We start from the raw sequence: 25,847 nt of genomic DNA on the forward strand, positions 1-25,847 counted from the left end.
ACGTTACTATCTCCACAGAATATTAGGTCCACCACGCACTGGCGTTGATCGATGTATTGACAACCAGCGCCTTCAACTCCCGTACAGTATTAACGAATAGTCGGTGTTATAAGTAAAAATCCACCTCTCGAAGTGGTGGATTTTTACATGACCTGATACGTACTACGGCCTCGACAACATTTTCGTCCAGCGTTTTTTTAGTAAAAAGGCTGCGGATTTCGGTTTTCTGTCTCGTGTAAAAACCCCTTTTTTATTTCCGCCTACACGAATGATGCCTTGCGAAGTAGCGAAGTCAGCAAAATTCCATACATGCTCGCCCACTACAAATGGCAGCCGATCAAATACGCCGTGATACATTTCAAGAAATGCACATTGATATTCCTCAGACCACATTTCGTTATATACCGAATGCAGCCCTGAAAGCGTATCGGTACCATATTCAGTGATAATAATGGGTTTTTTATGATGCTCATGCCAAGCAATAAGTTCGCTTTCCAGCGTTTTCTCTGCAGCCTCCAGATCAGCCGGATTCTCATACCAGCCGTAATAGCGATTCAGGCACAGTACATCAAACAGATCGCTGATTTGATCTTCCTGCAATGAGGATTTGGTGATGTTAACACAGCAAATCGGACGAGTAGGATCCCGTTCCTTTGTTGCCTGAACAAGGGGCAAGAAATAATCCCGACTGGCCGGTTCGCGCGCATCTGGTTCATTGGCGATACTCCACATAACCACCGATGGATGATTTTTATCCCGGGATATTAATTCGTGTATAGCATCGAGATGAGCCTGCTGAGTTACCTCATTGATGGCTTCAGAACAAAAGAGTTTTTCTGGCCGCGTAAAATTACGGATCATCGGCAATGAAACGTTAAATCCTACTGCTGGGGTTTCATTTATCACCACAATGCCATGTTCATCAGCCCAATCCAGCATTTCTTCGGCATAAGGATAATGAGCGGTTCGGTAAGAATTAGCACCCACCCACGTCATGAGTGCATGGTCATGTACCAGCAGAACATTATCAAACCCTTTACCACGGAAATCGGCATCTTCATGCCGACCAAATCCGGTGAAATAAAAGGGCTGGTTATTGATTAAAAAACGGTCTCCATCCACACGAACCGAGCGAATACCAACGGGAAGCTCGTAACAGTCATCCCCTGCTATCACTTTCAACCGATATAGAAAAGCCTTCCCTGGTTGCCAGAGTATGGGGTGAGCTACCTCAAGTCGCCCTTGAGTCCCTTCGCTTTGCGCGACGATGGTTCCTTCTCTGTCCATCAACTGACAGATCACCGCACCGGGCGCATCAATGTGATACTGCACATAGCCTTTACTGACATCATCCAGGAAATGTGTATTAACCGTGATGTCACGGATAAACTGGTGTGGCGTGGTATACAGCCATACATGCCGATGAATACCGGAATAATTAAAGAAATCATGAAAGTAGTGCTGCTTACGCACATTATGTTCTTCCACGACAACCCCTGGTGGGATCGTATGCCATGACAGTTCATTATTCACACATACCGTAATACGTACAGTCCGTTTCGAACCGATCAGGGCGCTAATATCCGTTTCGAAAGGTGTATATCCCCCCTGATGACACATAATTTGCTCATCATCCAGCCATACCGTGCCGCGATGCGTCACAGCATCGAAACGCAGTACTATACGTTGCTGATTCCACCCCTTCGGTATATATATTTCCGTCTGATACCACACATCACCAACATGGTTACGCACACTCTCATCGGAAAATTGATCGTTATAACTTGCGGGAACAGCAATCTTACGTCCACCCTCAAGAGGCGCTTTCCACCATGTTTGCGTGTATCCTTGTCTGTCACTATCAACTTTAAACGCCCACAGACCATCGAGCAGTTTATATTCTCGGGATTCTGACTCTATTGGTTTTAACATTGCGATTCCTTCTGGTGGCTTTTCATATCGAGAAGACAAACACAGTATTTACTTCCACATAAAATCGTACTGTATTCCTGCTTTTACATCCCAGTAATTCAACTCATTGCCGAGTTTGCTACCATTTCTTTTTTCTTTTGCCACATCGGATGCCACATACATTTTCACACCTGAGAGTGGCCCTTCTTTTATGTTATAGAACACCCCGGTAAGAATACCCCGTCCGTTAATTTCAATGGTTCTATTGGCATCCTCATACCCATGGGTAATAAGTGGTGCAATCATTACACTAAAGTTAGGCTGAAAAAAATATTGCACCCCGGCCTGGAAAGAAAACATATCTTCTTTGTTTCTATCAATGCTAAGAGAATTAGGATATCCAATATCTGTATCCACATTGGAGCCAATATTATTCATGGCATGGGTGACCATACCAGCAGCGCCAAAGAAGCTTAATTTTGGCATACTGTAAGTTACCTGCCCCGAATATACCTGAGTATTATCATGAGTACTGCGAGAGCGCGAAACCCCATCCAGCATTGCGTGGAATGCAAGTAGCTCTACTTTTATCGTATCTTTATTTTCGAGAGAGAATTTTTTCTCAACAATTGCTTCATATTGAGATGAAACATCACTTTGCCATGAACCTCCGAGGGAATAACGACTACTATCGTCATGCCAACTACCCGCTAAAAAAGAACGGGCACGTTTTGTATCATAGCGACCTGTCGCAGAGTTATAGATCCCTTCATTGCGAACCCCCACAGCCGCATCAGGCCAGAGGAATACACGGGTTCTGTACATAGCCCATATATCAATATTTTTATCGACATCATAACGACCAATGACACCTTCAGAAAGTGTTGGCATGGTTCTCGTTGAGCCGGACGCAATAAGCGGAACTCGATATGGCAAACTACCATAACCATTATCAGTACCAAAACGGCCTATTTTTACATAGATATTATCTGTTGGCTTTAGCTTGATCGCACCGGAAGCAAGACCAAAGCTGTCATAGTCTGCAAGATATCCACGGGTACTCCAACGCGCTTTCGCACCTAGTTTATAAACATAATACCCCCCGGCTTCGGCTCCGATAAAATCAGAATAATAATGGGTATTGGCATCAAGCATCGTCCCCTGAACCCACCCATAAATATCTCTTGATGCAGCACCAGCACTGGGTCGATCTGCACGCCGGAAATCATTTTTTAGACGAATCCTTAATGAATCCTCATTATCATTAATTTCCGCGGCCTGTACTGCTAATGTGCCAGACACCAAAATAAAAAACAAAATGGATAACTTTCTATTCTTCATCATAATTATTCTCTATAGAGTACATGAGGTTTTTATTTAAAATAATGATAAATACCAGATACACGGTTAAGCAGAATTAAAACACATCTGGCAAATCATTTAATTTAATTGATATCGACATCATACTTCACGTGAAAGATGAATTAGTGTTATTGCCCTATACATAAATAGGCTTCACGTTAAAGAACTAAGGCATAGCGCTTTAGAAACATCAATATGCCTTCCACTCAACTCGAATCATTTAGGATATAATTACTAATCAGAGTAACCTGCTATTGTGTTTATTTTTTCTCACCCATTTCTAAAGCATAAGAGGCGTTATCTGCTCTTCTGAAAAACGGGTACCAAACCAGAATTTGCACACCGACTAAAAAAACCTGTAACACAGCAATCTTCCAACTTCCTTCCATAATACCGCTCAATATAATCGGCATGCCTGTTATTGGTGTTATCCCTGCGACTCTTGGTACCAGGCCTATATAAGTAACCAGATAAGCAATACCCAAACTGATAGCATTCATAAAGATAAATGGAATGGCAAAGCGAAAATTAAAAACCATAGGCGTACCAAACACCAGAGGTTCGCTGATACCGAACAATGCTGGAATTGTTGTCAATTTTCCTAATGTTTTAAACTGCTGACTTTTTGAAAAAAACAGCATAAGCAGTGTCAAACCAATAGCACTGGCAGACATCGTATAAGTACTGACGAATGAGCGACCAGTAATATTAGGCAATGCCTCACCGGCAGAATATGCTGAAAGTTGCACGGCATCCATTGCGGTAAAAATAGGCAAAACGACAGAATAAATTACCATTGTGCCATGAATACCCATAAACCACAGTAACTGCGCCAAAGTCCACAGTATTATGATGGAAACAATATTCCCGCCGACACCTTGCAACGGAAGCTGCAGAAATGCATAGATAAATTGATGCAGGCTTTTAAATGGCGTAATGGTAAAAACAACAGAGACTGCCGTAAAAAATATAATAGATGCAAATCCAGGAATCAGGCTACTAAAACTACTTGAAACAACGGGAGGAACGCTTTCCGGCATTTTTATAGTGAATCCCTGGCGTTTCAAAAAAATATAGATCCATGTTGATAACAGGCTAACGACAATAGCAGTGAATATACCTGTACCTCCCAGCCACTGCATGGGAATCAACGGCAATCCTTTTTCAGAAAAATCGACTGGTGTAACGATAAAAAAGTTCAGTAGCGCCAGCAGCCCACAAAACAAACCATCTTCATCATGCTGTTTCGCATAACTCCCAGCAATAGTCACACCAAATATAACAGCCAGGAAATTAGTAGTGAACATGATAATTGTTTTTAATGCCCCAGCAATGCCTGCCTGTATGATAAACTCCTTGTAGGCTGGGATTGGTAGGTTTAAAAACAATGCAGCAAATGCACCTAATATAGTAATAGGCATTGCCCCCATCATTCCTCCTGTAATGCCATTCACCAGTTTACTGGTCTGAATTTTATTTACTACAGGATGGATTTTACTGGTTATCTTTTTTCTATCAAAATTAGACATAGGGCTCCCCTGGCTACGAATATTGAACCGTGAAAATTAATACTTTTTCAATTGAAATTAATTCAACAGACTTAGTGCATCCATTAATACCTTTTCACCATTCATGGTTCCATAGTCAACCATATCAATAACAGAAACCTTTATTCCACGAGGTTCATATTTTTCTCTTAAATCATCTTCAAGATAAGAAATTTGTGGACCCAACAATAGTATTTCCGTTTGACCATTATAGCTTTTAAACTTCTCCTCTGGCATTGCAATAATGCTAGCATCAATACTCTTGCTTTTAGCACTTTGCTGCATTCTCGCCATCAACATGGAGGTTGACATGCCCGCAGCACAAACCAAAGTAATATGAATCATAGACTCTCCTTGCTATTCCTTATTTTTAATCATCTTGTACATTTCTATCATTTCAAGAGCGATATCTCTGGTTGTCATCGCATTCATTAAATGATCCTGACCATGAACCATGATAAGTGAAACAGAAGCTTTTTTTTCTCCACGCGCCTCAGCCTGAATCAATTCAGTTTGAAAAAAATGCGCTTGTTGCAAAGACTCATTCGCTTCGGCAATGCGTATTTCTGCTATATCGAAATTCCCCATCCGCGCTGCTTTCATTGCCTGCATAGCTTTACTCTTAGCACTACCACCGTTTACCACTAACTCTGTAATAATATCTTCCAGGCTAATTTCCATCATTAATACTCCTCCTGCTCACTATGGCTATTTAAGGCAATCTTAGCGACCGGCAATCACATTCTCCAGCGGAAGATTTACCATGTTTAATCTGGTCAATATTGCAATCTACTCATGATGTCGGCAAACCTTTCAGCAACATCATCATCACATCAAATGATTGATTAGCAATCAGTTTATTGATAGCCTCAGCATCAAATAATAATTTTGTTGTCAGTTGATAAAAACGGCCTATATCGGCATCTTCTTCGGAAGAGATAGAGATGAGAAAAACGATCTGTACCTCATTATGTCCCCACCAAATGGGCTTTTTTAAGATTCCTACAGTGACAAAACTCACCTCAGTCATGACCTGAAAGGGATGAGGAATGGCAACTAAATTACCAAAGTCAGTTTGTCCCAGCATTTCACGTTTCATTACCGCATCAAGAAACCCTTCCGGTAACTGATGGTGTTTACTTGTATATCGAAATAATATATCAAGGGCCTCTTCTTTAGTCGAAGCATCGATATCCATAAAAAAAAGCTCGGGAAGGTAATATCTATTAAGAAAAGTATTACTACTACTTTCAAATATCTCACTACATGTGGCTATATCCTTATTTTCAAGAAAAAGACTCACCTCAAAAACAGGAACCGGCACATCAACATTAATAGGGATAGTTGTAAATATATAGTCAATGCTATTTTTTGAAAAATCGAATAGCGATAACTCCCAGGCGGTACACTCATAAATTCTATCGATATATTTCCCGAAGGCCTGCTTATACTTATACATAAATAATTGAGTCGTGCCTTTGCCTGATGAGCACACTACAATGATATTTTTCTTATCAATATTCTTATCTTTTTTCTCCAAAGCCAGCTCAAAAAGAATTGCAAAATAAGCGACTTCATCGTCTGGGATTTTGGTAGCATAGTGTTCAGAGAGCGCAATACATGCCGTTGCAGCCATAGTATAAGCAAATGCATACTCCTTCTTGATTTCATGCAATAATGGATTACTAAGTGGAATACCATACTGCATTCTTATATCCAATGGCACCATATGCTGATTCAACGACATTCTTAATTCAAGATTATCCATGAAATCGATCTTGAAACTCTTATATAAAATCTCTAACATTCTCCATGTCAATTCATCAATTTTCCTTGAAATGATGATATTCCCTCCTGATTTCTTATAAGAATCAGAAGATAGTTTTGCTCCCATATGCAGTGAAATATATAAAACCTCACTTTCAGGCAACACAATCTGAAATGCCTCTTGAATAGCATGTGAGATCTCGTTTGCTGCAACAAGCACATCTGGCTTCATCATTTCCATTATTCGATCACCATCAATAGCGACCAGTTGCATTTGCTGAAGTCGATATACAGCAATAAAAATATGCGAAATAAAACTCTCTAATGAAACCTCTGATATACGCAACTCATACTTATATAAAACAGACAAAACAACATTACCAATAATCTTTAATTTCTCATCTTTCTTACCGTCAGTGTTCATATAATCACTGCGTCTTATAAGATTGTTAACGATACAAACTCTTTTATTAAATTCACTCCCATTGATAATAACCCCATAATTAGGGCGTCTCTCTAAAATAAGATGATGTATGTGAAGTATATATTCTACTTTTTTCATATCCGCACTAATCGTATTACGAGAGACATAACACTGGTCACATAAATCATCTAATTTTATATAGTCATTACGATTTAAAAGGAAATTCAGGATAAAGAAAACTCTTTCATTTGAGGTTGTTGGATGCGGCCCTTTAATATCCTTACCGAGTGAAATGGCAAACTCATTAAAATCATCATGATTATCAACAACAAGTTTATACCCCATATTAGATCTTGATGTAATCATTCCACCATGTGAAATTAAAAAATCATTAAGATCTTTTAATCTACTACGAACTGTTTTTTCACTAACAGTAATCCTGGCTGCCAAATCACGAGCAGTATGATACTCACCATCAAGCAACTCATTAAAAAGGACTGATAATTTACTATACATCTCATCCCCTTTATAATAATCATCATGTTTCACCCCAATTTGACTCTATCACCCTTAATCAGGAAACTCCACCCAAGCCGTCACCATGAAGTTCTGGTAATCATTTGGACATAAGGGTTGTTTTTTTGATCCTCGTCACACAAAAACACTCTCTTATCAATGATAAGAGACTAATAAGAACAAAAAATAAAATGCTCTATCACCAAAAATCACGTTAATACATAGCCACGCATTACCGTTCACGGTTATTAAACACAATTCAGTTGACTCAAAGAGTCACTCCGCATATTAAAAGACTGGATATATACAAACCCACTAATACACGGAATCGTACCCGACAATATTACCTGCCGAGAGGTCGCCATTCAGAGAATGGAGACGACATTTTCGTAGCGGCTGAAAATATAGAGACAGTGCCACTGGGTGATTGAAGCTGGGTGACGTAGATAGGCTCATATCTGTTATATAGGGGAGTGACTGACTGTCCGTCATCCTGATCCTACCCAATTGCGCTCGACGATGACTACCGGCACACTGGTGATAAATTAGTCAAATCAGGAGAGACAAGATGCCAGACCATCCTTCGATTGCGCTTATTGGCCCCGGTGCTATCGGCACCACTATCGCGGCGCTACTGCATGACATTAACCGCACGCCAGTCCTTTGCGGGCGCACGGCGCATCCTCAGTTAGTTCTGCGCCACGATGACGGTAAAGTGGTAGTGCCTGGCCCGGTATTGAGTAACCCTGCGATGCTCAACCATGCGTTCGATTTGGTGTTTCTTGCGGTGAAAACGACCCAGGTGGCTGATTGCACCGACTGGCTGGCGACACTGTGCGATAAAAATACTGTCGTGTGTGCACTACAAAATGGCGTCGAGCAGAAAACCCAACTGACCCCTTTGGTCAACGGCGCACAGGTGCTGCCGTCAGTCGTCTGGTTCCCGGCACAGCGTGAGCCAGATGCCTCTGTCTGGCTGCGCGCCAAACCACGTCTGACACTGCCGGATGTGCCGCAGGCAAAACGGGTCGTTGATGCGCTCAGCGGCACCCGCTGCACGGTTGAATTGTCATCGGATTTCACTTCGGTGGCCTGGCGTAAACTGCTGCAAAATGCCGTCGGTGGCCTGATGGTGCTGGCAAATCGCCGCGCCGGGATGTTCTCTCGCGGGGATATTGCCGAGCTGGCGCTGGCCTATCTGCGTGAATGTCTGGCAGTCGCACGCGCGCAAGGCGCGCTGCTTGACGATAGCGTTCCACAGGAGATCGTTGATGTTTTCCATCATGCACCAGCAGATTTAAGCACCTCAATCCTCGCCGACCGACAGGCTAATCGCCCGCTGGAGTGGGATATCCGCAATGGCGTGATCCAGCGCTACGGTCATTTACACGGTATTCCCACCCCCATCAGCGATGTGCTGGTCCCCCTGTTGGCAGCAGCAAGCGAGGGTCCGGGTTGATGGTAGGTAAGTAGAGCACCTATACGGACAGACCCAATCGTTCTGTTTTATGCCAGGACTTGAATCATTAGCATGATTATCCAATTCTGGATTGCACTCACCGACAGGAAGCGGCTCAACACAACCAGCCCACAACAAGGGCTGGATTATTCCTGATAACCAAAACCCCAAAAATCACTTGTTTTATAAAAACAAAATCCCCATTCCGGCAACACCCCTCCCTTAAAAATAGCCTGAAATGACCGATTATCATGACCATTACCCCGAGCAATATGTGCCAGAACGATTACAATTACTGTTGCAATTCATAAGCCGCGTTCAGGAATGACGTGCAGGACGACGAGGCGGCCATTTGACCCAGTGTGCTTAGCCAGCCACGAGCTTCTCGCTGGCAACGAATTCGGGCGCAGAAAACTCTCTGCCAGGACGCTACTCAGAGGATGTTCCAATGAAATCGATAAAATCCATCCTGCTTTTTTTGCTGCTTATCGGACTGGGATCAGTGTTAACACAAGGTGCGGTCAATTGGCGGTCAGGGCAACAGATGCTCTCGCAGGCCAGTAAGATCTTCACCGCTAAAGACATCACTGCGGATATCCTGCCACCGCCGCTATACCTGATAGAAGCTCGGCTAACGTTATCGCAAGGACTTGATGGCACGCTATCGCCAGCCGAAGCAACCAAAACGTTCGACAAACTGGCCCAGGACTATACCACTCGTGTGGACTACTGGCGCAAAACACCGACCTTCGGTATCGAGCAATATCTTTTGGGAGAACAACACGATGCCGCGCTGAAATTCCTGGCAGCGGCGCGCCGTGACGTATTGCAACCGCTGGCTGCTGGCAATACTGCAGCCGCGCGCGCGGGACTGGCTAGCGTGCACAAGCTCTATGAAGCGCATCGCGTAGCAGTGGACAAGACGGTTGAGGTTTCTAATGCGTTCGCTGATAAGAACCTGGCAGCCTTTGATGCACTCGAGGCATCGAACGCCAGAACCAGCATGGGCGTACTTATCGGGGCGCTATGTGTGTGTTTAGCCCTTTATATCGGAGCACGCCGTCGTCTGCACACAGCGGTCTCATCACCGTTGCTGAATGCCTGCGACGCGGCACAGAAGATTGCCGAGGGCGACCTGACCTGCCACATCCAGGTACATGGCCGCGACGAAGCCAGAGAAATGCTCAACGCGTTGGCCGACATGAAAGACAGTCTGCAAAGCATCGTCGCGATGGTGCGTACCAGTTCCGACGCTATTTTCACCGACTCAATGCTGATATCCACAGGCAACGCCGACCTTAGCAAGCGTACGGAAGAGCAAGCTTCCAGCTTACAGCAGACTACAGCGTCAATGATGGAGATTCGCTCCGCGGTACAAAAGAACGCGGAAACAGCCGAGCAAGCAACCCGGCTCGTGTCGTCAACCCGTGATACGGTGCAACAAGGGGGTGATGTGATGCATCAGGTGATCTCAACCATGCAAGACATCACTACCAGCGCCCAGCAGATCACGGAGATCATCGCCATCATTGATGGTATCGCCTTCCAGACTAACATTCTGGCCCTGAACGCCGCAGTTGAAGCCGCCCGCGCCGGTGAGCAGGGTCGAGGTTTTGCCGTTGTTGCGGGTGAAGTCCGCTCACTGGCCCAACGCAGTGCTGAAGCCGCTAAAGAGATCAAAAAACTGATCAGCTCCAGTATGGAGAAAGTCGAAAACGGTTCGCAGCTGGTTGAAAGCGCTGGCGCATCGATGGACAGCATCGTTTCGCAAGTACGCACAGTCTCTGACTTCATCACAGAGATCAGTTCTACGGCGAAGGAGCAGGTCTCCGCCATCAGTCAAATCACCGATGCCGTAGGGCAGCTCGACCTCGTAACACAACAAAACGCATCGCTGGTCGAAAAAGGCGCCACGACGGCGAAAAACCTCACCCACCAGTCACAATTACTTGCCGGGTTGGTAGGGCGATTCCGACTGGAAAACACGGCAATGCAAGCCAGTACCGATCATGGATACCTGACAGTCGCAGATCAGGCAACGCCTCTGTTGACGTCCAACCAGGACTCTTCAGGGGGAAGAAGCGCTACACGCAAACACTCAGAGCCCGCGACCGAACATTGGTCAACATTTTGATACAGACGCCACTGAGACGGCATCACGTCCAGAACGTCATATTGCTCGTTGAGGTATAGCTGGCACGATGTGTATTGCCAGCTATACCACTCAATTTCATCTACAGCAGTACCCTGCCATCACTAAAAACCATACAGTCATCGTGATGTATGAATCAACGGAGAACGGGTCACGCAACGATGGATAGATGACCTTACCCTGAGCCAGGGTGTCTGTTACGATAGATAATATCGTCAATTACGATTGGACATTCGAGGACGGGCATGAGCACACATAAATGTTTAATATGCAACCATGAAACTAGCTACTTCTTCTCAAAGGACTACCCGAGCTATCCAGGAAGCCCGTTTTTAGAAACGCTGAAGGTTGATTTCTGGAAATGTGATAACTGCGGTTTTACCGTTTCAAAAACGCACCAGGAAATGACGGACGATCAGTGGTCGCAGTTGAATTCAAGCTGGCATCACAAATTTGAGAATGACTTTACGTCAAGAACAACAAATCAGCCTCCCTATATTGATCAGGCATTAGCGACAAAGTTGCTAGCAGAGAACCATGTCATTGAGCTCGATAGTGTAATTGACTATGCAGCCGGGTATGGAACCTTCTCGCACTGTATGCAGAAATATTTCAATATTAACATTCCCATTTTTGATCGTTACGTTCGCAATCTGGATGAACGAATCCAGTATGTGGCGGAAGAAGACCTGTCTCGCTATAAGCTTGTCATCAATAGTGCCATGTTCGAGCACGTTATGACGCGTGAAGCACTTGATGAAGTTGACAGGCTTGTCCGTGATGATGGAGTTCTGATGCTGCATACGGTTATTGCTGAACGCGTACCCAAGGATCCAAACTGGTTTTATATCAATACTATGGTGCATACAGCCTTTCACACGAATAAGAGTATGTCTTTGCTGATGGAGCAATGGGGTTATAAAGCGTCAGTTTATTCCCCACAGGCAAAATGTTGGTATCTTTTTAAAAATAAACACCCTGGGCTTGATAAACTGGAAGAATCTATTTCAAAAATAAACAGAGAATTGCAAACCACTTACTTTCATTATAAAGAAGGTTTTGTAGATTATTGGAAAGGCTTCTAAAAATGTTGTGGCCGCATGGATAATGCTGCATGCCAGCATAATAAATTAAAAACCATTGTGGAATAAAATGACATGCCGGGGAATATGAGCCTGTCCGTAATTCTGTGTAATTGCCACCGTATTAAAGGTGATCGCTCAGGCGGTCACCGAACTCGGTAATAAAACGGCTCATCGCCAGCCGCCAGTTCTGGATCGGCATACTCCATTTTTTGAGGCCGACTGTATCGCCAGATAAATCACTTTCCGTACCGAATCATCTGTCGGGAACACCTTACGTTTCTTTATCGCCTGCCGAATCACACTGTTCAGCGACTCGATGGCATTGGTGGTGTAGATAGCCTTGCGGATATCCGGCGGGTAACCAAAGAACGTGTTGAGATTTTCCCAGTGCGCCCCCAGCTTTTGGTGCCGTTAGGGAACACCTCCAGATACATGCCCCCGCCATCCGCTAACTTGTAGGGTTTATCTTTGGGCTTGGCAGTCTCTACCTGTCTGGCATTGAGCTTCATTTGGGGGCATCTCCTCTAGACCGAACACGATATGCCCCCACCGATGCCCCCAACTCACCGTAGATTTCCGTGAACGTGAGTAGACGAGCAGAGACAATAAGGGTCGTGAAACCGCGTATTATAAGGGTATTTGAGTAGACTTGGGGAGACGTTAAAATAGGTAGGATGGTGCCGATAATAGGAGTCGAACCTACGACCTTCGCATTACGAACTCAATAGACCAATGTTTTCCTCTGTTTACACTCTTCAAGAATTGATTTTTTTATTTTTAAAAATCAAATGATTAATCAATTTTTTGGCTTCCACTCGTTCGCTGTCGTTTCCCCTGATATCATGCTAAGAGTGTACCCCAGAAAGGACCTATTATGGCAATCATCATCACTCAGGATCGACAGTTGGCATCCCTTTCAGTCACTGAAGAAGAGAAAGAAAATGTTGTCTCAGTCAAATCAAAAGCAGGCGGAGGACTCTACGTCCGCATACGCTATGGCAGCGAGAGTAAAAGCTGGATTTATCGTTACAGGATTGCACAAAAGCAAATCAAACTGACATTGGGTAGCTACCCTGCTATGAGCCTGGCTCAGGCTCGTCAGGCCCATGCCGACGCAGCTGAATTGGTGAAGAAGGGCATTGATCCTCGTTACGTCAAAAAAAATGAGAAACAGCAAAACGAGCAAATGCCAATATTCGCTGACTTGTGGCAAAACTGGTTGGCATTCAGAACTGAGAGTAAACCCATCAGTGCCCGCACCATTACTGACTATGAAGGCACCTATCGCCGCCATCTTGAAAAGGCGTTGGGTAATATGCGCGTTAACGATCTTTCACGCTCTGTGATTTTCGAGCATCTCAGCCGCGTAAGAAAGGAAAGCACAGAAGGGGTTCGCAAAGGATTAATCATCCTGAATCTGACCCTTGATCATGCCACGTTACAAGGGCTGATTGAACATAACCCTGCTCGTCTGCTCAAACCTGCCATGTTTGGTGCATCAATGGGTAAACCTCGTGAACGTTGGTTGCCACAAGACGAACTCCACATGCTTTGGAAAGCACTCGATGAAGCCTCTGTTGGTGGTGGCTCCATTGCAGCAGGTGGCAGAGGAATAGCATCCAGCGTGGTAATGTCATTATCCGTTGCGAATGCACTTCGCTTGATCATATTCACGGGTGTTCGTCGCTCAGAAGCAGCAGAAATGCGCTGGGATCAAATCAACGGTGATCGCTGGACTATTCCAGCTACCAAAAATGGCAAAAGCCATATTGTCACACTACATCCCCGCGCCCTATCCCTTATTCAAGAACAGCGCGTGATCGCGGAAGGGGCATATGTTTTCGGTTCCACCAGCAAGCCAGGATTTCCTATAACCGGTGATGCCCTTACTCGTGCTCTGGAGCGTGTAAGATCTAAATATCTTGCGGAACTTGCGCCCTTCTCTCCTCATGACTTACGTCGTAGCGTGGCCACGGGTTGTGCGGAATATCTGGATGCACCAGAACGCTTGATAGAGCTTCTGCTGAACCACGTACCTAAAGATCGATTAATTCGGACTTATCAAGTTGGGCAACAAGCGGACAAACTGAAAAAGCTATTTCTACGCTGGGGGGATTTTATTCAACAGGAAATCATTACCTCCTCGGTATCGAGGCCAGATAATGTCGTTAAAGTTCAGTTTGGTGGTAAATAAAAACTACATAAGGGGCATGGCTCTTAATACAGTGAACAGCAAGAGCCATGCGAGTCATTAAGCAAAGACTGAACCTAAGCAGCGGTAGAGGTTAACCACCCCTTGCGATGCAACGTATCTACCGCTAAAGATATCTGGCGTGGTGTGAACTGCCGCTTTCTTTCATTCCAGGCATAGATAAAATCAGTAACATCTTCAGGGGACGTCAGCGATTCATGTTGCATTGTCCAGTGAACCGTTGAAAGGAGTTCCAGACCAAAAGGCGACTCAAAACCTTCCACCAAATCCGAGACTTTCTGAAAGCGGCGGTAAGTCTCTTCTTGTTGCTCAAGAAACGCTTTTGCCTCTTCTGCCACTCCGGGAACCAGCGAGAGTTGCTTATCAGGCATATCACCGCCATCTGAATACCCAGAGATCATATGCCCTTCAATCGCGTTAAGCACATGCCGTAGGTTTTCCGCATAAGGCCCATAATGCGCTTTCTGGTACTTAAGACGTAATGGTTCCCCGGATTCTTGCATGAAATACATCAGCTTATGTAATTCCAGCAAAGAGATGAACGGATCTAACAACCCATTAAGATAACGCTGCATCAGTTCAACCAGCGCGGCTCGCCCTGCTGTCATCTTTGGCACTTCTGTTTTATGTACCATACGTTCCGATGACGGTGCACCGTTGGGATCGTAAATCGCAATTCGTACTGACTCAAGCGGTTGAACGGCAGACTCAATCAGGGGCTTAACATCTTGCCAGTCCAGACCGCCTAAGCCACTCCCCAATGGGGGAATGGCAATGGAGCGAATATCATGTTGCCGGATAACGGCGACCAAATCGTCCAACCCGGCGGCAATATCTTCAAGACGACTTTTCCCTTTCCAGTGGCGTTTGGTCGGAAAGTTAATGATATAACGAGGGTTTGTTAACTGCCCGGTCTCAAAGACGAACATTTTGCCTGGAACAACTTGTTTCGCTTTACAGGATGCAGCATAAGCTTTGAAGTTATCCGGGTAGGCATTTTTGAATTGCAATGCAATGCCTCGCCCCATTACGCCAACGCAATTGACGGTATTGATGATAGCCTCAGTCTCTGCCTGGAGGATGTCGCCCTGTCTGTATTCAATCATTATGAAATCCTCATCAGTAGTACCATTCTCGTTTCACCTCAACAGGAGGACGATGCCCACCAAGCGGGATCATGTTAGCAACCTGCTGATAAATCAAAGGTGAATGAACACCGATGCGCTCAATTAAATGCCAAGGGAAACAGCGCTCAATCAAAAACTCAGCCTGTTTCGCCTCTTTAGTTCCATTACCGCCGCTCCACTGATTGCTTTGTATCGCTTCCCAGTTCAGTTCTCCAAGCTGGGATTGTTGACAACGATCTTCGAAGTAAAGTGAACCAGCATTAGATAACGTAAACGCCCAGCGTTGGCGATGTTGCTCCGCCCATGCAATGGTTGTATAGAGGTCAGCTTCAAGATGCAAAATAGGTTCCTGACCACCACGGTAAGCCAACTCTGGATGATTGGCTCTGTATATCAGGTATAGCATGACAGAGCGGGGACAAAAATAAAAAGGTACACATTGTCCCACATACAGATTGGGATGGTTTGTAAGCGTCAACTCATGGAGCCGACGCTGTTTAATGCTACTCATTCCTATCATTGTACCGGCACCATGACGAACCGAGATTTGCTCGTCAGACAACAACCCTTCGGCAACGATTGAATGAAGCCGATCAATGTGAAGGATGTGGTAAATCTTGGGACGTTCAGGGATCGGCATACAAACCAGCTCCTTGTAGCAATTTAATGCTAATCTGCCGCAATAATAACAAATTTTGAGGGCGGGAATAGGCATGAGTCCTAAGCTTACCAGAAACGAAATGACTACCTCGCCGCCAACATCCCCGGATAATGTTTGGCGATAATGTCATTCATCTGCTCGATCAAGTCAGGGCGTTTAAAGATGAGATGCCCGGTGCCTTTCTGAAAGTAACGCACACTAAAATACTCATCTTCGTACTGCTGATGGTGGGGGTTATCGCGAATATGGTTCATTAGCCGGATAGTCACATCGCCCCGGTTATCAGGTATGGGTTTGCCATCCAGCAAGGACAACATCCGCTCCAGATCGGCCAGTTGATCGCGTCGCCAGCCCCAGTTCAGGCCAAAGCCCCAACGGTGGTACGTCACCAGATTACTGATGATGATTTTCTTGCCAAAGTAGCAGGGATGATTGGTTTTGTAATCCCACGATAGCCCCTTAAATACATTAATTACGCCACGCTCGAATACCTCCCGCTTGCTCTGGTGAAGTTGTTCAAACGTGCTGAGGATATTGGCTTCGCTGATGATCGGCAGGTCGCCCTCGTCCAGATTCTTATGCCACTGGCTGCGGGCTTGTGCGTCCATCAGTGACAACATGCCGGATTTCAGCATCAGGTCGCGCCAGATATGGCTGTCCAGCGTGCGGATAATGGCTGGCATCGCCTTGTCAGGCGTTTCTGTCAGCCAGCAATCGTAGCGATGCCCGGGCTTCATTGCCCAGTCTTCAGCGGTGCCGCCACCGATAGTCGCCGTTAGCGTTGAAATGGCCTGTAACCGGGTAATGAGCTGTTCTACCTGTTGCAGCGCGGCATCACGTCCAGTGACGATACGCGCAATGTTAGTCGAGCCAATCAGCTCGGTGTGGTCGGTTAACACCTCGGGTTCAGTTTTCATAGTGTGTTGTCCATACATAACAGCCAATGCGCCAGCCGGTAAGGGCTGGCGTATTATGCATCAGGGGGAAGGATTAATCGGTTTGGCGTTGTGTGACTGGAAAGCAGCTCGCAGTCTTTATGGTTTGAGCAGGCCGGTGGCGCGTCTGGCACGGAGAATATCGACCGCGTTCAGAAACGGTTGTTGCTCCTGCCAGCTAAAACCGCTGCGGTCGATGCGCACCAGCTCATAGCGCTCCACCAGAAAGTTCACGGCGTCCGGCAGCGAAACTCCGGCGTCGAGGTGGGCCTGGATCTCAGCTTCTTCACAAAACGGCGTGTCGTTAAGCGTCAGCCCGTAGTGCTTGTCCAGCAGGTACGTCAGCAGGCGCTGCCAGATGTGGACCGGCGTTAACGGCAGCGCATCGTGAGACGATGCAGGGTGGTGGGTCATGGTAAAAATCCTTGTGAAAAAGAATGAGGGACGTGAAGCAGCAACAGCCAGGAGAAGGCTGGCATTACAGCCAGCCGCGTTCAGCAAACGACACCACCTGGCTGCCGCCAATGACCAGATGATCCAGCGTGCGGATATCCACCAGCTCAAGAGCGCTTTTCAGCCGCTCGGTAAGCGCCCGGTCTGGCGTACTCGGTTCGGCATGGCCGGATGGGTGGTTGTGCGCCAGGATCACCGCCGCCGCGTTGTGGCTCAGGGCCGCCTTGACGATTTCTCTGATGGGAATATCGACATGATTAATGCTGCCCAGCGCCATGATTTCCCGGTCTATCAGGCGATGCTGGTTATCGAGAAACAGCACCATGAACACCTCCCGCTCCAGCGGAGCCAGATGCAGTTGCAGCCACATTCGGGTATAGGAGGAGGCGGTAAACGGCTCACCCGGCTGGCGCAGGTGGCGCTCCAGCAGGCGCTGGGCCCGGCGGATGATGCGCTGCTCATGTTCGGTAAAAGGGGTCGGTAAAACCGGTTGATTCATCGGGGGTCTCCCTGAAAACACAAACAGGATTTAGTCGGCATGTTGCAGCAGCGACTCCGCCAGCACCCACAGCGCCCGGTTGAGCCGCACATCGTTGTCGATGCTGCTGACGGCACGGGTGCGGGCCCGTTTCCCCTGCGGGTTGCGACCGGGCAGCCCGCCCTTTATCAGGTTCTCCTGAATACGCTGAAAGGTGGTCCACAGGTCTTGCCGGTCGTCCTGCCAGCGGCGCGGCGTCAGGATTTGCGCTGCCGTCACTGGCTGATGTGCCTCACCAAAACGGTACGCCAGCGCGGCGTTTGCCAGCGCGGATTGCGCCGGAGGCGGTAACAGCAACGACTGCATGGCATCGCGCTTTTCCTCGATGCGCTCAAAGGTATCCAGCACCTCATACGCGCCTTCAATCACCCGACCTACCACATCGCCTTTATGGGGCACCCGCACCTCGCCAAAACTTTCGCCGCAAATCAGCCCGTTCTGGCACACCTGCCGGAACAGCCCCGGCAGCATCTGGTACGAACTGGAGCCATCATGACTGTTGAGCAGGATGATTTCCGGCACCTGATGGCCGGTGATTTGCCCTTCCCGACGCAGACGCAGCATGTGTTTGGTGTGCTCGCGGCGGCTGTCGTCGCGCACACGGGTCTGGCAGGCAAAGAACGGCTGAAAGCCTTCACGTTGCAAATTATCCAGAAGGGTAATCGTCGGAATGTAAGTGTATCGGTCGCTGCGGGACTCATGCTTTTCCTCACTGAACACGCTGGGTACGGTGCGAAACAACTCTTCGCGGGTTAACGGACGGTCACGACGGATAAGGTTTGCTGCGCCAAAGCGCGAGGCCAGACGGGTCATGGCAGACTCCTTGAGATGGCTGAAAATAAAAAGCCCGGACGCACAGGCGACCGGGCTCGTAAAACGAAAACGGATGGGCAATGCAGAACTAACGATTCAGAAGAACACCGACCACAGGGCGCGAGCCACGGACACCACGGTATCGCGCAGCGTCTGGATAAGCGTGCGCACCGTGGCCGGTATCAGCGGCAGACGGCTGACGCTATCGAGTGCGCTGCCCACCGTATCGGCAAAATCATCGCGGGCTTTTTGAGTGACGCGTTCGCTACGAAGGGGCGGCTGTAGCTGTGTAACCAGCGGGCTGCTGGCTTCGCGCGGCAGGCTTGCCACCATCAGCGCCGCCATGTGCGACAGCCCCCAGCGCAGCCGCACCGAAACCGCACAGACCGGATGCACCGGCAAAAACAGGGTGTGCAGCAGGGCGATTTTGCGCTCAAGGCTCTGCTTCTGTGTGGCAGACAACGCCGTCACACCGCCCTCAGTGGGTTCAATCTTGTCCGCCTGACTGACCACAAACAACACCTTGTGCCGCCAGGCTTCGCCAATCACCTGATGGTAAAAGTGCTCGTCCACCGCCAGCGCCCGGTCATCGGCCTTGATCAGCCACAGCACCAGATCGAGATGCGGAAGATGCTGGCGATACATCGCAGCATACTCAGTATCACGCCGTTCACTTTCACCGACACCGGGCAGGTCTACCAGCGTCATACAACGCTCACCCACATTAAGGCGAAAACGCAGCGGTTCACGGGTACAGGCCGACACAGCACTGACCGGCGACACCTCACCGGCAAACAGCGCATTACACAGGCTGCTCTTGCCCGCACCGGTCTTACCCATGAGGCCGATCACCGGCTCGTAGTGGGTCAACTGCCGGATATGCTGCCAGATTTGCGCTGTCACCCACTCCGGCAACCCCGACAACGCCTGACGCAGCGGCGCAGGCCCATCCTGATGATTCATATCATGTCCTCGGTAAACAGAAACACAAACGGCAGCACCGTGAGGCGCTGCCGTTAAGGGGAAGGTTCGGAGAGATGATATCTATCTGAAAATATTTTCTATCTTATCTATTACGTGACCAAACTCGGTAAATCACTACATCATCAAGACCTTCTTGTTTACATTAACCCAATAAGTTAAGGTCTTTCTGGCAGAACAAAACGTACTTCAATACGCCGCTGACGAGCATCCTCTGGTGGGATACCCGGAATAGGCTGAGAATCACCGTATCCAGCAACGCTCACCCGACGTGCAATGGCTGGGGCAAGATCGCCCACAATAAATTTACGTGCTTCTCTCGCACGAGCTGCCGATAGTGTGAAATTGTCGTCATACACAGTGCAAAAACTTTCAAAATTCGTTACCGGTCGTACGACGGGCGAGTTATCGGTATACCCCTCAATAAACACCTGCCCGGTACTGAACTCGTTAAGAAACTTGACCACCTGTATTTCGATTGTGGTAAAGGCCTGACTCGCTTGTGAGGCAATACAAGCACTTCCTCGATTAAAAACACCATCACGTAGCGTGATTTTTTGTGAATTCACATCCAGTGCCACTAAGCCTTCATTCTCTGTACCATTAAGCGATGCTTTTATATTACCTAGCATCTCACCAACTTTAGCGCGCTGTGCATTAGCCCCTTGCTCCATCTCTTGCTTATGTTTGATATCTGACCACGTCTTTTGTAAGACCGACATCACCAACAGCAACATCACAACCGCCATCACACCTGACATCAGATCCGAAATGGAGACCCACTCATTGGGCTTGTCTTTCATGAGCAATCCCCTCAGGCGGCGTCGTTAACCGTGTTTAGTGTCACCAAGGTTTGATCAAGGCTTTGTAACGTAGCAGTCAGCGGTTTTAGGCTTTGCTCAATTTGTTGAGTTATGCGATCCCGCTCAGGCGAAGAAAGTATTTCACGAATAACGCTCAACTCTTTAAGTGCATCAATCAGCCTGTTATCCAGCGCAGAGATAGCTGTAGATGCATCCGCACTGCTCAACATCTCATCACGTAATGATTCAATACTGCGTACCAATTGACTGATACCTGCATTAATGATGTCCATGCCTGGTTGCAAGGGGCTATGTTGTTGCATCACTTGTAGTTGATTAACCAACGCTTCGATCGCAAGTGCACTTTTCTCGCCAGACTCCGTCATCCCCGCATAGCGGTTATTGAGGCTTGCGACTTGCCGATTGCTGCTGGATACGGCAGTAAGCCCATTAACAATTTGCTCACGCAAATCATCAACCAGTTTTGTCATGGCGATCACTTTCTCGTTCAATGTTTCACTGGTTATCATGAACTCACGCTGGGCGTCACGCTGAGTTTTCATAGACTGGTCGATAGAAACGCGCACTTCACTCATAGTGGTGCCAACGTTTTGCGAGAGATCGGAAACAGCATGGGAAATACCATCCGTCGCATTTGCCATACTGGTGGATATCGAGTCCATATTCTGGCTAAAGCTTGCCCCCATTTGATTAATGGTTGAACCAAGATCGTTTTTAACCGTTCCCAACATATCGGTAATACCTGAACGGAAATCACCAATTGCTGCTTGCAAATCTCCTGCTGAATCGCCCATTTCCTGCGCAGCATGCGCCATTTTTCCTGCTGATTGTTGTATGGCGGCAAGATTATCGCTATTGGCGTCAATAAAACGTTGCAGTGATTCACGCGTCGTCGTCAGTTCAGACAGTTGCCGCTGATTCTGTTCCGATTGAGCCTGGTCGCTTGCGACTAACAGTTGCTGTGTGGATTGCAACATATCGCTAAGTTTTGCCAGGTGATTTTCACGGTTCTTATCTTGTAACGATGCCTCATGGCCTTGATCTACAAGAGTCTTTAATAAAGGCTGTAGCCCAGAGTGCAGCATTTGTAGCGATTGGCGTGTTGCTTCCCCCTCACGTTGGGCACAATCCACCCCTCCTTGTAATGCATCAAGCAGCCGCTGCTGAGTTTGCTCATGTTCGATACGTTTATTCTGGCGAGAGAGTTCAAACGCAGCTTTCATCTTTTGTGTACACCAGCGCAGGCGTTTCTCGTCATAACCTTTTACGGCAACCCAGGTTTTTAGTATCAGGAATGCACTGATCCCCCACGTAGAGGTCTTAAATTTTGTCCCTAATCCTTCCATCATTCCCATTAGGTTGGACATGGCGCTATCCATTCCTGCGGAATTCGCATCAATCAATATGTTCGATGCCTTGTTAAGTGCGATTCCCAGGCCAAGGAACGTTCCCAGAAGCCCTAGAATCAACAAAATCCCAGGCATAACATCCGCCATTTTCTCTGCCGGACTGGCGACGACCGTACTGATTTCATTCACTGAACCATGTTCAACATCAAGCGCTTCTGTAGATTCTGCGGATACGTTGCCCTGCCATTTATTCTCCCAAAACTGAACATTAGCCTGACGTGAAAGCTGTACGATCGTCATGAGAACCAGAAACAACATCACTCCACCGAACATTAATTGGATAACGTCAACATCCGGCAACAGGAACGCAAGGAACTCATGAAATGTCATGCTGCCACCTCAACCAATTTACTGGCACGTTCACGGCTGGCTTTTTCAAAGATGTTGGCAAAATCGATAATCAAGCTTTGCTGTTCACTATCAAGATCCTCCCAACGTTTACCAAACTGCGCACAGTCAATGATCACCATACCGACTGTACTGCTGTCTTCCATCAGGTATTCCTGACCGGCAAACTCTTCCGGTTCTTTTTCCAACATCTGTAAAAAACCTTCTGCGGCAAAAACATAGTTGCGCATTTCATTGGTACGTTTACGTTTTGCTTCCATCGCAGCCTGTAACTCAGGTAGGCGAGCTTCAAGCGCAGTAAGCATCACCACCTCTTCTTCCTGGAGATCCCCAAGGCGCTGACCGATCTGTAAACGGCGCAGCAATACCTGCTCTTTGGAAAGGTCGTCATTCAATGATTTCCACTCATTTTCCATATCCTGTAGGTTATAGCCCCAAGCCATGATCATTTCTTCAAAGACAAAAGGAATGAGTTTCTTACCAAAACGCGCCATCACAACGCGATCAAGACGCTGTGCCGTTTCGTCGCTCAATTGTGGATTGGGCTTCAACAATTCGTTACCCATCTCAATCAGGAACAAGTCGTCATCCGTTATCGCATTAATGTCCTGCGCACAAGTCAGATGTTGTTCGGTATCTTTCAGCAGCTTTTGAGAGGCTCGCAAACGAAGATAATGCTCAAAATCGTTGATTTGAATATTCTCCACTACATCCTTAATTTTTGTGGAAAGTTGAGCATATAGGGTTATCAGGCTAGCGAGATCAACGGCGCTGGCTGCTTCGCCACGCATTTGGCTGCGGGCTTCACGTAGCGCTTCTTCATGCGCACGCGCTTCATCCATTTCTTCCGGCGTGAGGAACAGGTCTTTAAGCTGTTTGGCTTTTTGTATCGCCCATTCAATGGCTTTACCAATCCGTTTCGCCAACGCGCTTTTGTCCCATTCAACTAACCGCTCAAGCACTTTATCCAATGCTTGCAACGCACTACCAATCCACGGGAATTGCGGTAACGCTTTCCCAGCCAGTTTTGCTGCGCTCTGTACGATAGGGCGAATGATATTGCCGACAAACGGCTTCACCTTCTCCCAAACGCTTTTTACACTTCCTACAAAGGTTTCCGCTTTCTCTGCCATCCAGGAAACAGCTTTGGCTGCGGTTTCTTTAGCTTTATTCCAAACCCGTCCAGCCGCGCTCGTCACAGAACTTACCACGCTACTGCAAAAACTCCCGACACTTGACCAAAAACCCATTTTTCGCTCCTATTATTTTTTATTGGATACCTAATAATTTTTTTGCTGTGCTGACTTCACTCGATGTATGCCCTGAATGCGTGGCAATCGCTTGATGAGAAGCAAAAACTTGTTCGATAGCACTACGTAAGTGACTGATACTGAGTTGTGGCGTTATCCCTTCTTGTTCGGCTTCCAGCAAAACCTTAGGTAGGGCAAGGCGCATACAAGTACGAATTTCACGACCGGCAAGCCCTTCAGAAAGAGCGCTGACAGCCTCTACCAACGTTTCTCGCGCCTGAGATAACGGAATCTCCGCAACCAAAAATTTGTTCCATAGCTGTTGGCGGGCAGCAAGATCAGGCAAGGTAAACTCAACGTGATAACCAATACGGCTACGAAACGCTTCATCGTAATTTCGGGCAAAATTAGTGGCAAAAATCACAATACCTTCAAAGCGTTCCAACTCAATCAGTAAGGTAGAACGCATCGCGTTTACTTCATTATCGACACCTTGTGTAACAGAAGAGAGTCGTTTACCAAGTAGTGTGTCTGCTTCATCAAAAAAAAGTAATGCGCCTGTTTCTTTTGCTTTGGCAAACGCTAATTGGATATTCTTGGCTGTCTCCCCCATAAATTTACTTTCCAGTTCAGCAATCCCTAGCGCAATAAAAGGCATACGAAGTTGTCCTGCCAGAGCTTCAGCACACAGGGTTTTTCCCGTTCCCGGCGGACCATAAAAATTGAGAATCGCTGTCACCCCCATCGGATCAACACAAGCAAAATTCCATTGCTCATAGATAGTTTTATGAAAGCGTAATCGAGCCAGACACTCATCTAATGCTGTTCGGGTGGATTGAGATAAAATGACGTCTTTATCAAGGGTAAAACGAGGGGTTTTTATCATGTTGATATCTGAAAACACTCGACTATCTTCACCTCGCTCAAGTGAAGATAAAGGCTGTCTGGATGGAGCAGTGCCGTTACTGTTTGTTGCCATGAAATACTCATCCTTGACACATAAATTAATTAGCGAGATAAATATTAGCAATATTTATTAAGAGGAAAAAATCCATTGTCTATATATATTAGATTTTCACTCGCCACGCAATATACAACCAGTAATCTTATAATGCATTTATATTTTCGATGTTTTCCAGACTGAAATTAACATTCCACTCTATCATCAGATAAAACGGCCCGTATATAATTGTTATCCTGGCATCACAGGATTAAAACAACAGTACCACGCTGGCAGGGAAATTATATCCCTGCCAAAATGTGCCTTTTACGGTCGTATTTCACACATCAAGATATGAAATCATTCAGAAAAGATACTCAGAAATTACTACACCCAAACGATCTATATCCATCGTCAAAGTTCTTACTTTTCACCTTGGTGAGATAATCAATCCGGTTCAGTAAGTCGCTGGGGTAAATGCCATTGAGAATATCGTCACGGTTCAGGGTATATTTACCATTAAGGGGGTATTGCACCAGGTGCTGTCCCTCTTCGGGAGTCAGGTTTAATGCGCTACACCATGCCGAGGTAATCATGGTTCTTAGCGTATCTTCATCCAGATTGAAATCTCCCAGGTGGTAATAGGCATCTTTGTTCAGGAACAGAAATACATGATAATGACGTTTACCATTCTGGGTAAATTCCCTTACCCATGCATACCTCAGCGTGTTAGGATGCACCCGTTTACCCTCTCTGTACTTGCGCTGCTCATTTGCTATTAATTTTGCTTTTAGTGAATTAGTAAATCTTGATATAGCACCTGAATCAGTATTAGCGATACAGGAAATGGTATCACCATTATCCAGAATAGCCGGATCATGAAGATCCACCCGTACTGCCAGTGTACGGTTGTGTTCTTTAACAGCCTTATTAATAACGTCGATAATTCTTTCTTTGTATGATTTAACATGACTTCCATACTCGCTATCGTAGAGATTCATAATAAATTATTCCTCGATGGATAACAGTCATCGCATTACTGGCTATGTCTTATTAACGTGATGGATATACAGATATTGCTAATGACAATATAATAACTATCCGACACTCTATTTCAGAAAAAGAATAGCCAC

At 46.6% G+C, this 25,847-nt stretch carries 22 protein-coding genes and 2 pseudogenes; 4 read left to right on the forward strand and 20 right to left on the reverse strand.

What is annotated here, in order from left to right; all coding sequences use genetic code 11:
* Window positions 1-162 precede the first annotated feature (162 nt).
* The 6 genes from uidA to FAZ14_RS04870 all read right to left on the reverse strand — a co-directional run bounded on the left by uidA (window position 163) and on the right by FAZ14_RS04870 (window position 7,560).
* Entirely contained in the window at window positions 163-1,932 is a 1,770-nt protein-coding gene (gene uidA, locus FAZ14_RS04845; protein ID WP_153508114.1) for a beta-glucuronidase, read from the reverse strand.
* A 48-nt stretch (window positions 1,933-1,980) separates the two neighbouring features.
* Window positions 1,981-3,255 (reverse strand): glucuronide uptake porin UidC, encoded by a 1,275-nt coding sequence (gene uidC / locus FAZ14_RS04850; protein WP_016941722.1) that lies wholly within the window; start codon window positions 3,253-3,255, stop codon window positions 1,981-1,983.
* 278 nt (window positions 3,256-3,533) lie between these two features.
* Window positions 3,534-4,802 carry a PTS sugar transporter subunit IIC gene (locus FAZ14_RS04855; RefSeq protein ID WP_016941721.1) on the reverse strand — a complete coding sequence of 423 codons (1,269 nt, stop codon included), beginning with the start codon at window positions 4,800-4,802 and terminating at the stop codon, window positions 3,534-3,536.
* 57 nt (window positions 4,803-4,859) lie between these two features.
* The gene (locus FAZ14_RS04860; RefSeq protein WP_016941720.1) at window positions 4,860-5,165 is read right to left on the reverse strand and encodes a PTS sugar transporter subunit IIB; all 306 of its coding nucleotides are present in this window, start codon (window positions 5,163-5,165) and stop codon (window positions 4,860-4,862) included.
* A 12-nt stretch (window positions 5,166-5,177) separates the two neighbouring features.
* A complete protein-coding gene (locus tag FAZ14_RS04865; protein WP_153508115.1) occupies window positions 5,178-5,504 on the reverse strand; it encodes a PTS lactose/cellobiose transporter subunit IIA in 327 nt (108 codons plus the stop codon).
* A gap of 109 nt (window positions 5,505-5,613) precedes the next feature.
* Window positions 5,614-7,560, reverse strand: a complete 1,947-nt coding sequence (locus tag FAZ14_RS04870) for a BglG family transcription antiterminator (protein ID WP_235914440.1) — start codon at window positions 7,558-7,560, stop codon at window positions 5,614-5,616.
* Between the two features lie 535 nt (window positions 7,561-8,095).
* Between FAZ14_RS04870 and FAZ14_RS04875 the strand changes: the two genes are divergently transcribed.
* The 3 genes from FAZ14_RS04875 (at window position 8,096) to FAZ14_RS04885 (ending at window position 12,223) form a co-directional block, all read left to right on the forward strand.
* On the forward strand, window positions 8,096-8,986 hold the full coding sequence (locus FAZ14_RS04875; RefSeq protein WP_153508116.1) for an oxidoreductase: 891 nt from the start codon (window positions 8,096-8,098) through the stop codon (window positions 8,984-8,986).
* A 448-nt stretch (window positions 8,987-9,434) separates the two neighbouring features.
* The gene (locus FAZ14_RS04880; RefSeq protein WP_153508117.1) at window positions 9,435-11,120 is read left to right on the forward strand and encodes a methyl-accepting chemotaxis protein; all 1,686 of its coding nucleotides are present in this window, start codon (window positions 9,435-9,437) and stop codon (window positions 11,118-11,120) included.
* Between the two features lie 263 nt (window positions 11,121-11,383).
* The gene (locus tag FAZ14_RS04885; protein WP_235914442.1) at window positions 11,384-12,223 is read left to right on the forward strand and encodes a methyltransferase domain-containing protein; all 840 of its coding nucleotides are present in this window, start codon (window positions 11,384-11,386) and stop codon (window positions 12,221-12,223) included.
* Window positions 12,224-12,344: 121 nt separating this feature from the next.
* Here the strand turns inward: FAZ14_RS04885 and FAZ14_RS04895 are convergent.
* Window positions 12,345-12,624, reverse strand: a pseudogene (locus tag FAZ14_RS04895) (transposase); the annotation flags it as partial.
* Window positions 12,619-12,732, reverse strand: a pseudogene (locus FAZ14_RS20260) (Arm DNA-binding domain-containing protein); the annotation flags it as partial. The pseudogenes FAZ14_RS20260 and FAZ14_RS04895, both read right to left, overlap by 6 nt.
* Before the next feature lie 365 nt (window positions 12,733-13,097).
* Here FAZ14_RS20260 and FAZ14_RS04900 point away from each other — a divergent pair.
* A complete protein-coding gene (locus FAZ14_RS04900) occupies window positions 13,098-14,417 on the forward strand; it encodes a tyrosine-type recombinase/integrase (protein WP_153508118.1) in 1,320 nt (439 codons plus the stop codon).
* Between the two features lie 74 nt (window positions 14,418-14,491).
* Here the strand turns inward: FAZ14_RS04900 and darG are convergent, their stop codons facing one another.
* The 12 genes from darG to FAZ14_RS04960 form a co-directional block, all read right to left on the reverse strand.
* Window positions 14,492-15,541, reverse strand: a complete 1,050-nt coding sequence (gene darG / locus FAZ14_RS04905; RefSeq protein WP_153508119.1) for a type II toxin-antitoxin system antitoxin DNA ADP-ribosyl glycohydrolase DarG — start codon at window positions 15,539-15,541, stop codon at window positions 14,492-14,494.
* A gap of 13 nt (window positions 15,542-15,554) precedes the next feature.
* Entirely contained in the window at window positions 15,555-16,202 is a 648-nt protein-coding gene (darT, locus tag FAZ14_RS04910; RefSeq protein ID WP_153508120.1) for a type II toxin-antitoxin system toxin DNA ADP-ribosyl transferase DarT, read from the reverse strand.
* Window positions 16,203-16,306: 104 nt separating this feature from the next.
* Complete coding sequence (locus tag FAZ14_RS04915) at window positions 16,307-17,140, reverse strand: DUF4942 domain-containing protein (RefSeq protein WP_153508121.1); 834 nt, start codon at window positions 17,138-17,140, stop codon at window positions 16,307-16,309.
* A 117-nt stretch (window positions 17,141-17,257) separates the two neighbouring features.
* On the reverse strand, window positions 17,258-17,572 hold the full coding sequence (locus FAZ14_RS04920; RefSeq protein WP_153508122.1) for a TA system toxin CbtA family protein: 315 nt from the start codon (window positions 17,570-17,572) through the stop codon (window positions 17,258-17,260).
* Window positions 17,573-17,636: 64 nt separating this feature from the next.
* The gene (gene radC / locus FAZ14_RS04925; protein WP_153508123.1) at window positions 17,637-18,110 is read right to left on the reverse strand and encodes a RadC family protein; all 474 of its coding nucleotides are present in this window, start codon (window positions 18,108-18,110) and stop codon (window positions 17,637-17,639) included.
* Window positions 18,111-18,140: 30 nt separating this feature from the next.
* Entirely contained in the window at window positions 18,141-18,962 is an 822-nt protein-coding gene (locus FAZ14_RS04930) for a DUF932 domain-containing protein (RefSeq protein WP_153508124.1), read from the reverse strand.
* 96 nt (window positions 18,963-19,058) lie between these two features.
* A complete protein-coding gene (locus tag FAZ14_RS04935; protein WP_153508125.1) occupies window positions 19,059-19,925 on the reverse strand; it encodes a GTPase family protein in 867 nt (288 codons plus the stop codon).
* A gap of 176 nt (window positions 19,926-20,101) precedes the next feature.
* Complete coding sequence (locus FAZ14_RS04940; RefSeq protein ID WP_153508126.1) at window positions 20,102-20,746, reverse strand: OmpA/MotB family protein; 645 nt, start codon at window positions 20,744-20,746, stop codon at window positions 20,102-20,104.
* Between the two features lie 11 nt (window positions 20,747-20,757).
* Window positions 20,758-22,506 (reverse strand): hypothetical protein, encoded by a 1,749-nt coding sequence (locus tag FAZ14_RS04945; RefSeq protein ID WP_153508127.1) that lies wholly within the window; start codon window positions 22,504-22,506, stop codon window positions 20,758-20,760.
* Window positions 22,503-23,774: a hypothetical protein gene (locus FAZ14_RS04950; protein ID WP_153508128.1), complete on the reverse strand. Its 1,272-nt coding sequence runs from the start codon at window positions 23,772-23,774 to the stop codon at window positions 22,503-22,505. The genes FAZ14_RS04945 and FAZ14_RS04950 overlap by 4 nt, the downstream gene beginning before the upstream one ends.
* Before the next feature lie 19 nt (window positions 23,775-23,793).
* The gene (locus FAZ14_RS04955; protein ID WP_153508129.1) at window positions 23,794-24,753 is read right to left on the reverse strand and encodes an ATP-binding protein; all 960 of its coding nucleotides are present in this window, start codon (window positions 24,751-24,753) and stop codon (window positions 23,794-23,796) included.
* Window positions 24,754-25,091: 338 nt separating this feature from the next.
* Window positions 25,092-25,715: an inovirus Gp2 family protein gene (locus FAZ14_RS04960; protein ID WP_153508130.1), complete on the reverse strand. Its 624-nt coding sequence runs from the start codon at window positions 25,713-25,715 to the stop codon at window positions 25,092-25,094.
* Window positions 25,716-25,847 lie beyond the last annotated feature (132 nt).

Source organism: Dickeya oryzae (assembly GCF_009372235.1).
Classification (GTDB): Bacteria; Pseudomonadota; Gammaproteobacteria; order Enterobacterales; family Enterobacteriaceae; genus Dickeya; species Dickeya oryzae.

What these genes read in the sequence shown, in the direction of transcription:
- uidA (WP_153508114.1), bottom strand. Translation starts at nt 1,932, where the DNA reads ATGTTAAAACCAATAGAGTCAGAATCCCGAGAATATAAACTGCTCGAT.
- uidC (WP_016941722.1), bottom strand. Translation starts at nt 3,255, where the DNA reads ATGATGAAGAATAGAAAGTTATCCATTTTGTTTTTTATTTTGGTGTCT.
- FAZ14_RS04855 (WP_016941721.1), bottom strand. Translation starts at nt 4,802, where the DNA reads ATGTCTAATTTTGATAGAAAAAAGATAACCAGTAAAATCCATCCTGTA.
- FAZ14_RS04860 (WP_016941720.1), bottom strand. Translation starts at nt 5,165, where the DNA reads ATGATTCATATTACTTTGGTTTGTGCTGCGGGCATGTCAACCTCCATG.
- FAZ14_RS04865 (WP_153508115.1), bottom strand. Translation starts at nt 5,504, where the DNA reads ATGATGGAAATTAGCCTGGAAGATATTATTACAGAGTTAGTGGTAAAC.
- FAZ14_RS04875 (WP_153508116.1), top strand. Translation starts at nt 8,096, where the DNA reads ATGCCAGACCATCCTTCGATTGCGCTTATTGGCCCCGGTGCTATCGGC.
- FAZ14_RS04880 (WP_153508117.1), top strand. Translation starts at nt 9,435, where the DNA reads ATGAAATCGATAAAATCCATCCTGCTTTTTTTGCTGCTTATCGGACTG.
- FAZ14_RS04885 (WP_235914442.1), top strand. Translation starts at nt 11,384, where the DNA reads ATGAGCACACATAAATGTTTAATATGCAACCATGAAACTAGCTACTTC.
- FAZ14_RS04900 (WP_153508118.1), top strand. Translation starts at nt 13,098, where the DNA reads ATGGCAATCATCATCACTCAGGATCGACAGTTGGCATCCCTTTCAGTC.
- darG (WP_153508119.1), bottom strand. Translation starts at nt 15,541, where the DNA reads ATGATTGAATACAGACAGGGCGACATCCTCCAGGCAGAGACTGAGGCT.
- darT (WP_153508120.1), bottom strand. Translation starts at nt 16,202, where the DNA reads ATGCCGATCCCTGAACGTCCCAAGATTTACCACATCCTTCACATTGAT.
- FAZ14_RS04915 (WP_153508121.1), bottom strand. Translation starts at nt 17,140, where the DNA reads ATGAAAACTGAACCCGAGGTGTTAACCGACCACACCGAGCTGATTGGC.
- FAZ14_RS04920 (WP_153508122.1), bottom strand. Translation starts at nt 17,572, where the DNA reads ATGACCCACCACCCTGCATCGTCTCACGATGCGCTGCCGTTAACGCCG.
- radC (WP_153508123.1), bottom strand. Translation starts at nt 18,110, where the DNA reads ATGAATCAACCGGTTTTACCGACCCCTTTTACCGAACATGAGCAGCGC.
- FAZ14_RS04930 (WP_153508124.1), bottom strand. Translation starts at nt 18,962, where the DNA reads ATGACCCGTCTGGCCTCGCGCTTTGGCGCAGCAAACCTTATCCGTCGT.
- FAZ14_RS04935 (WP_153508125.1), bottom strand. Translation starts at nt 19,925, where the DNA reads ATGAATCATCAGGATGGGCCTGCGCCGCTGCGTCAGGCGTTGTCGGGG.
- FAZ14_RS04940 (WP_153508126.1), bottom strand. Translation starts at nt 20,746, where the DNA reads ATGAAAGACAAGCCCAATGAGTGGGTCTCCATTTCGGATCTGATGTCA.
- FAZ14_RS04945 (WP_153508127.1), bottom strand. Translation starts at nt 22,506, where the DNA reads ATGACATTTCATGAGTTCCTTGCGTTCCTGTTGCCGGATGTTGACGTT.
- FAZ14_RS04950 (WP_153508128.1), bottom strand. Translation starts at nt 23,774, where the DNA reads ATGGGTTTTTGGTCAAGTGTCGGGAGTTTTTGCAGTAGCGTGGTAAGT.
- FAZ14_RS04955 (WP_153508129.1), bottom strand. Translation starts at nt 24,753, where the DNA reads ATGGCAACAAACAGTAACGGCACTGCTCCATCCAGACAGCCTTTATCT.
- FAZ14_RS04960 (WP_153508130.1), bottom strand. Translation starts at nt 25,715, where the DNA reads ATGAATCTCTACGATAGCGAGTATGGAAGTCATGTTAAATCATACAAA.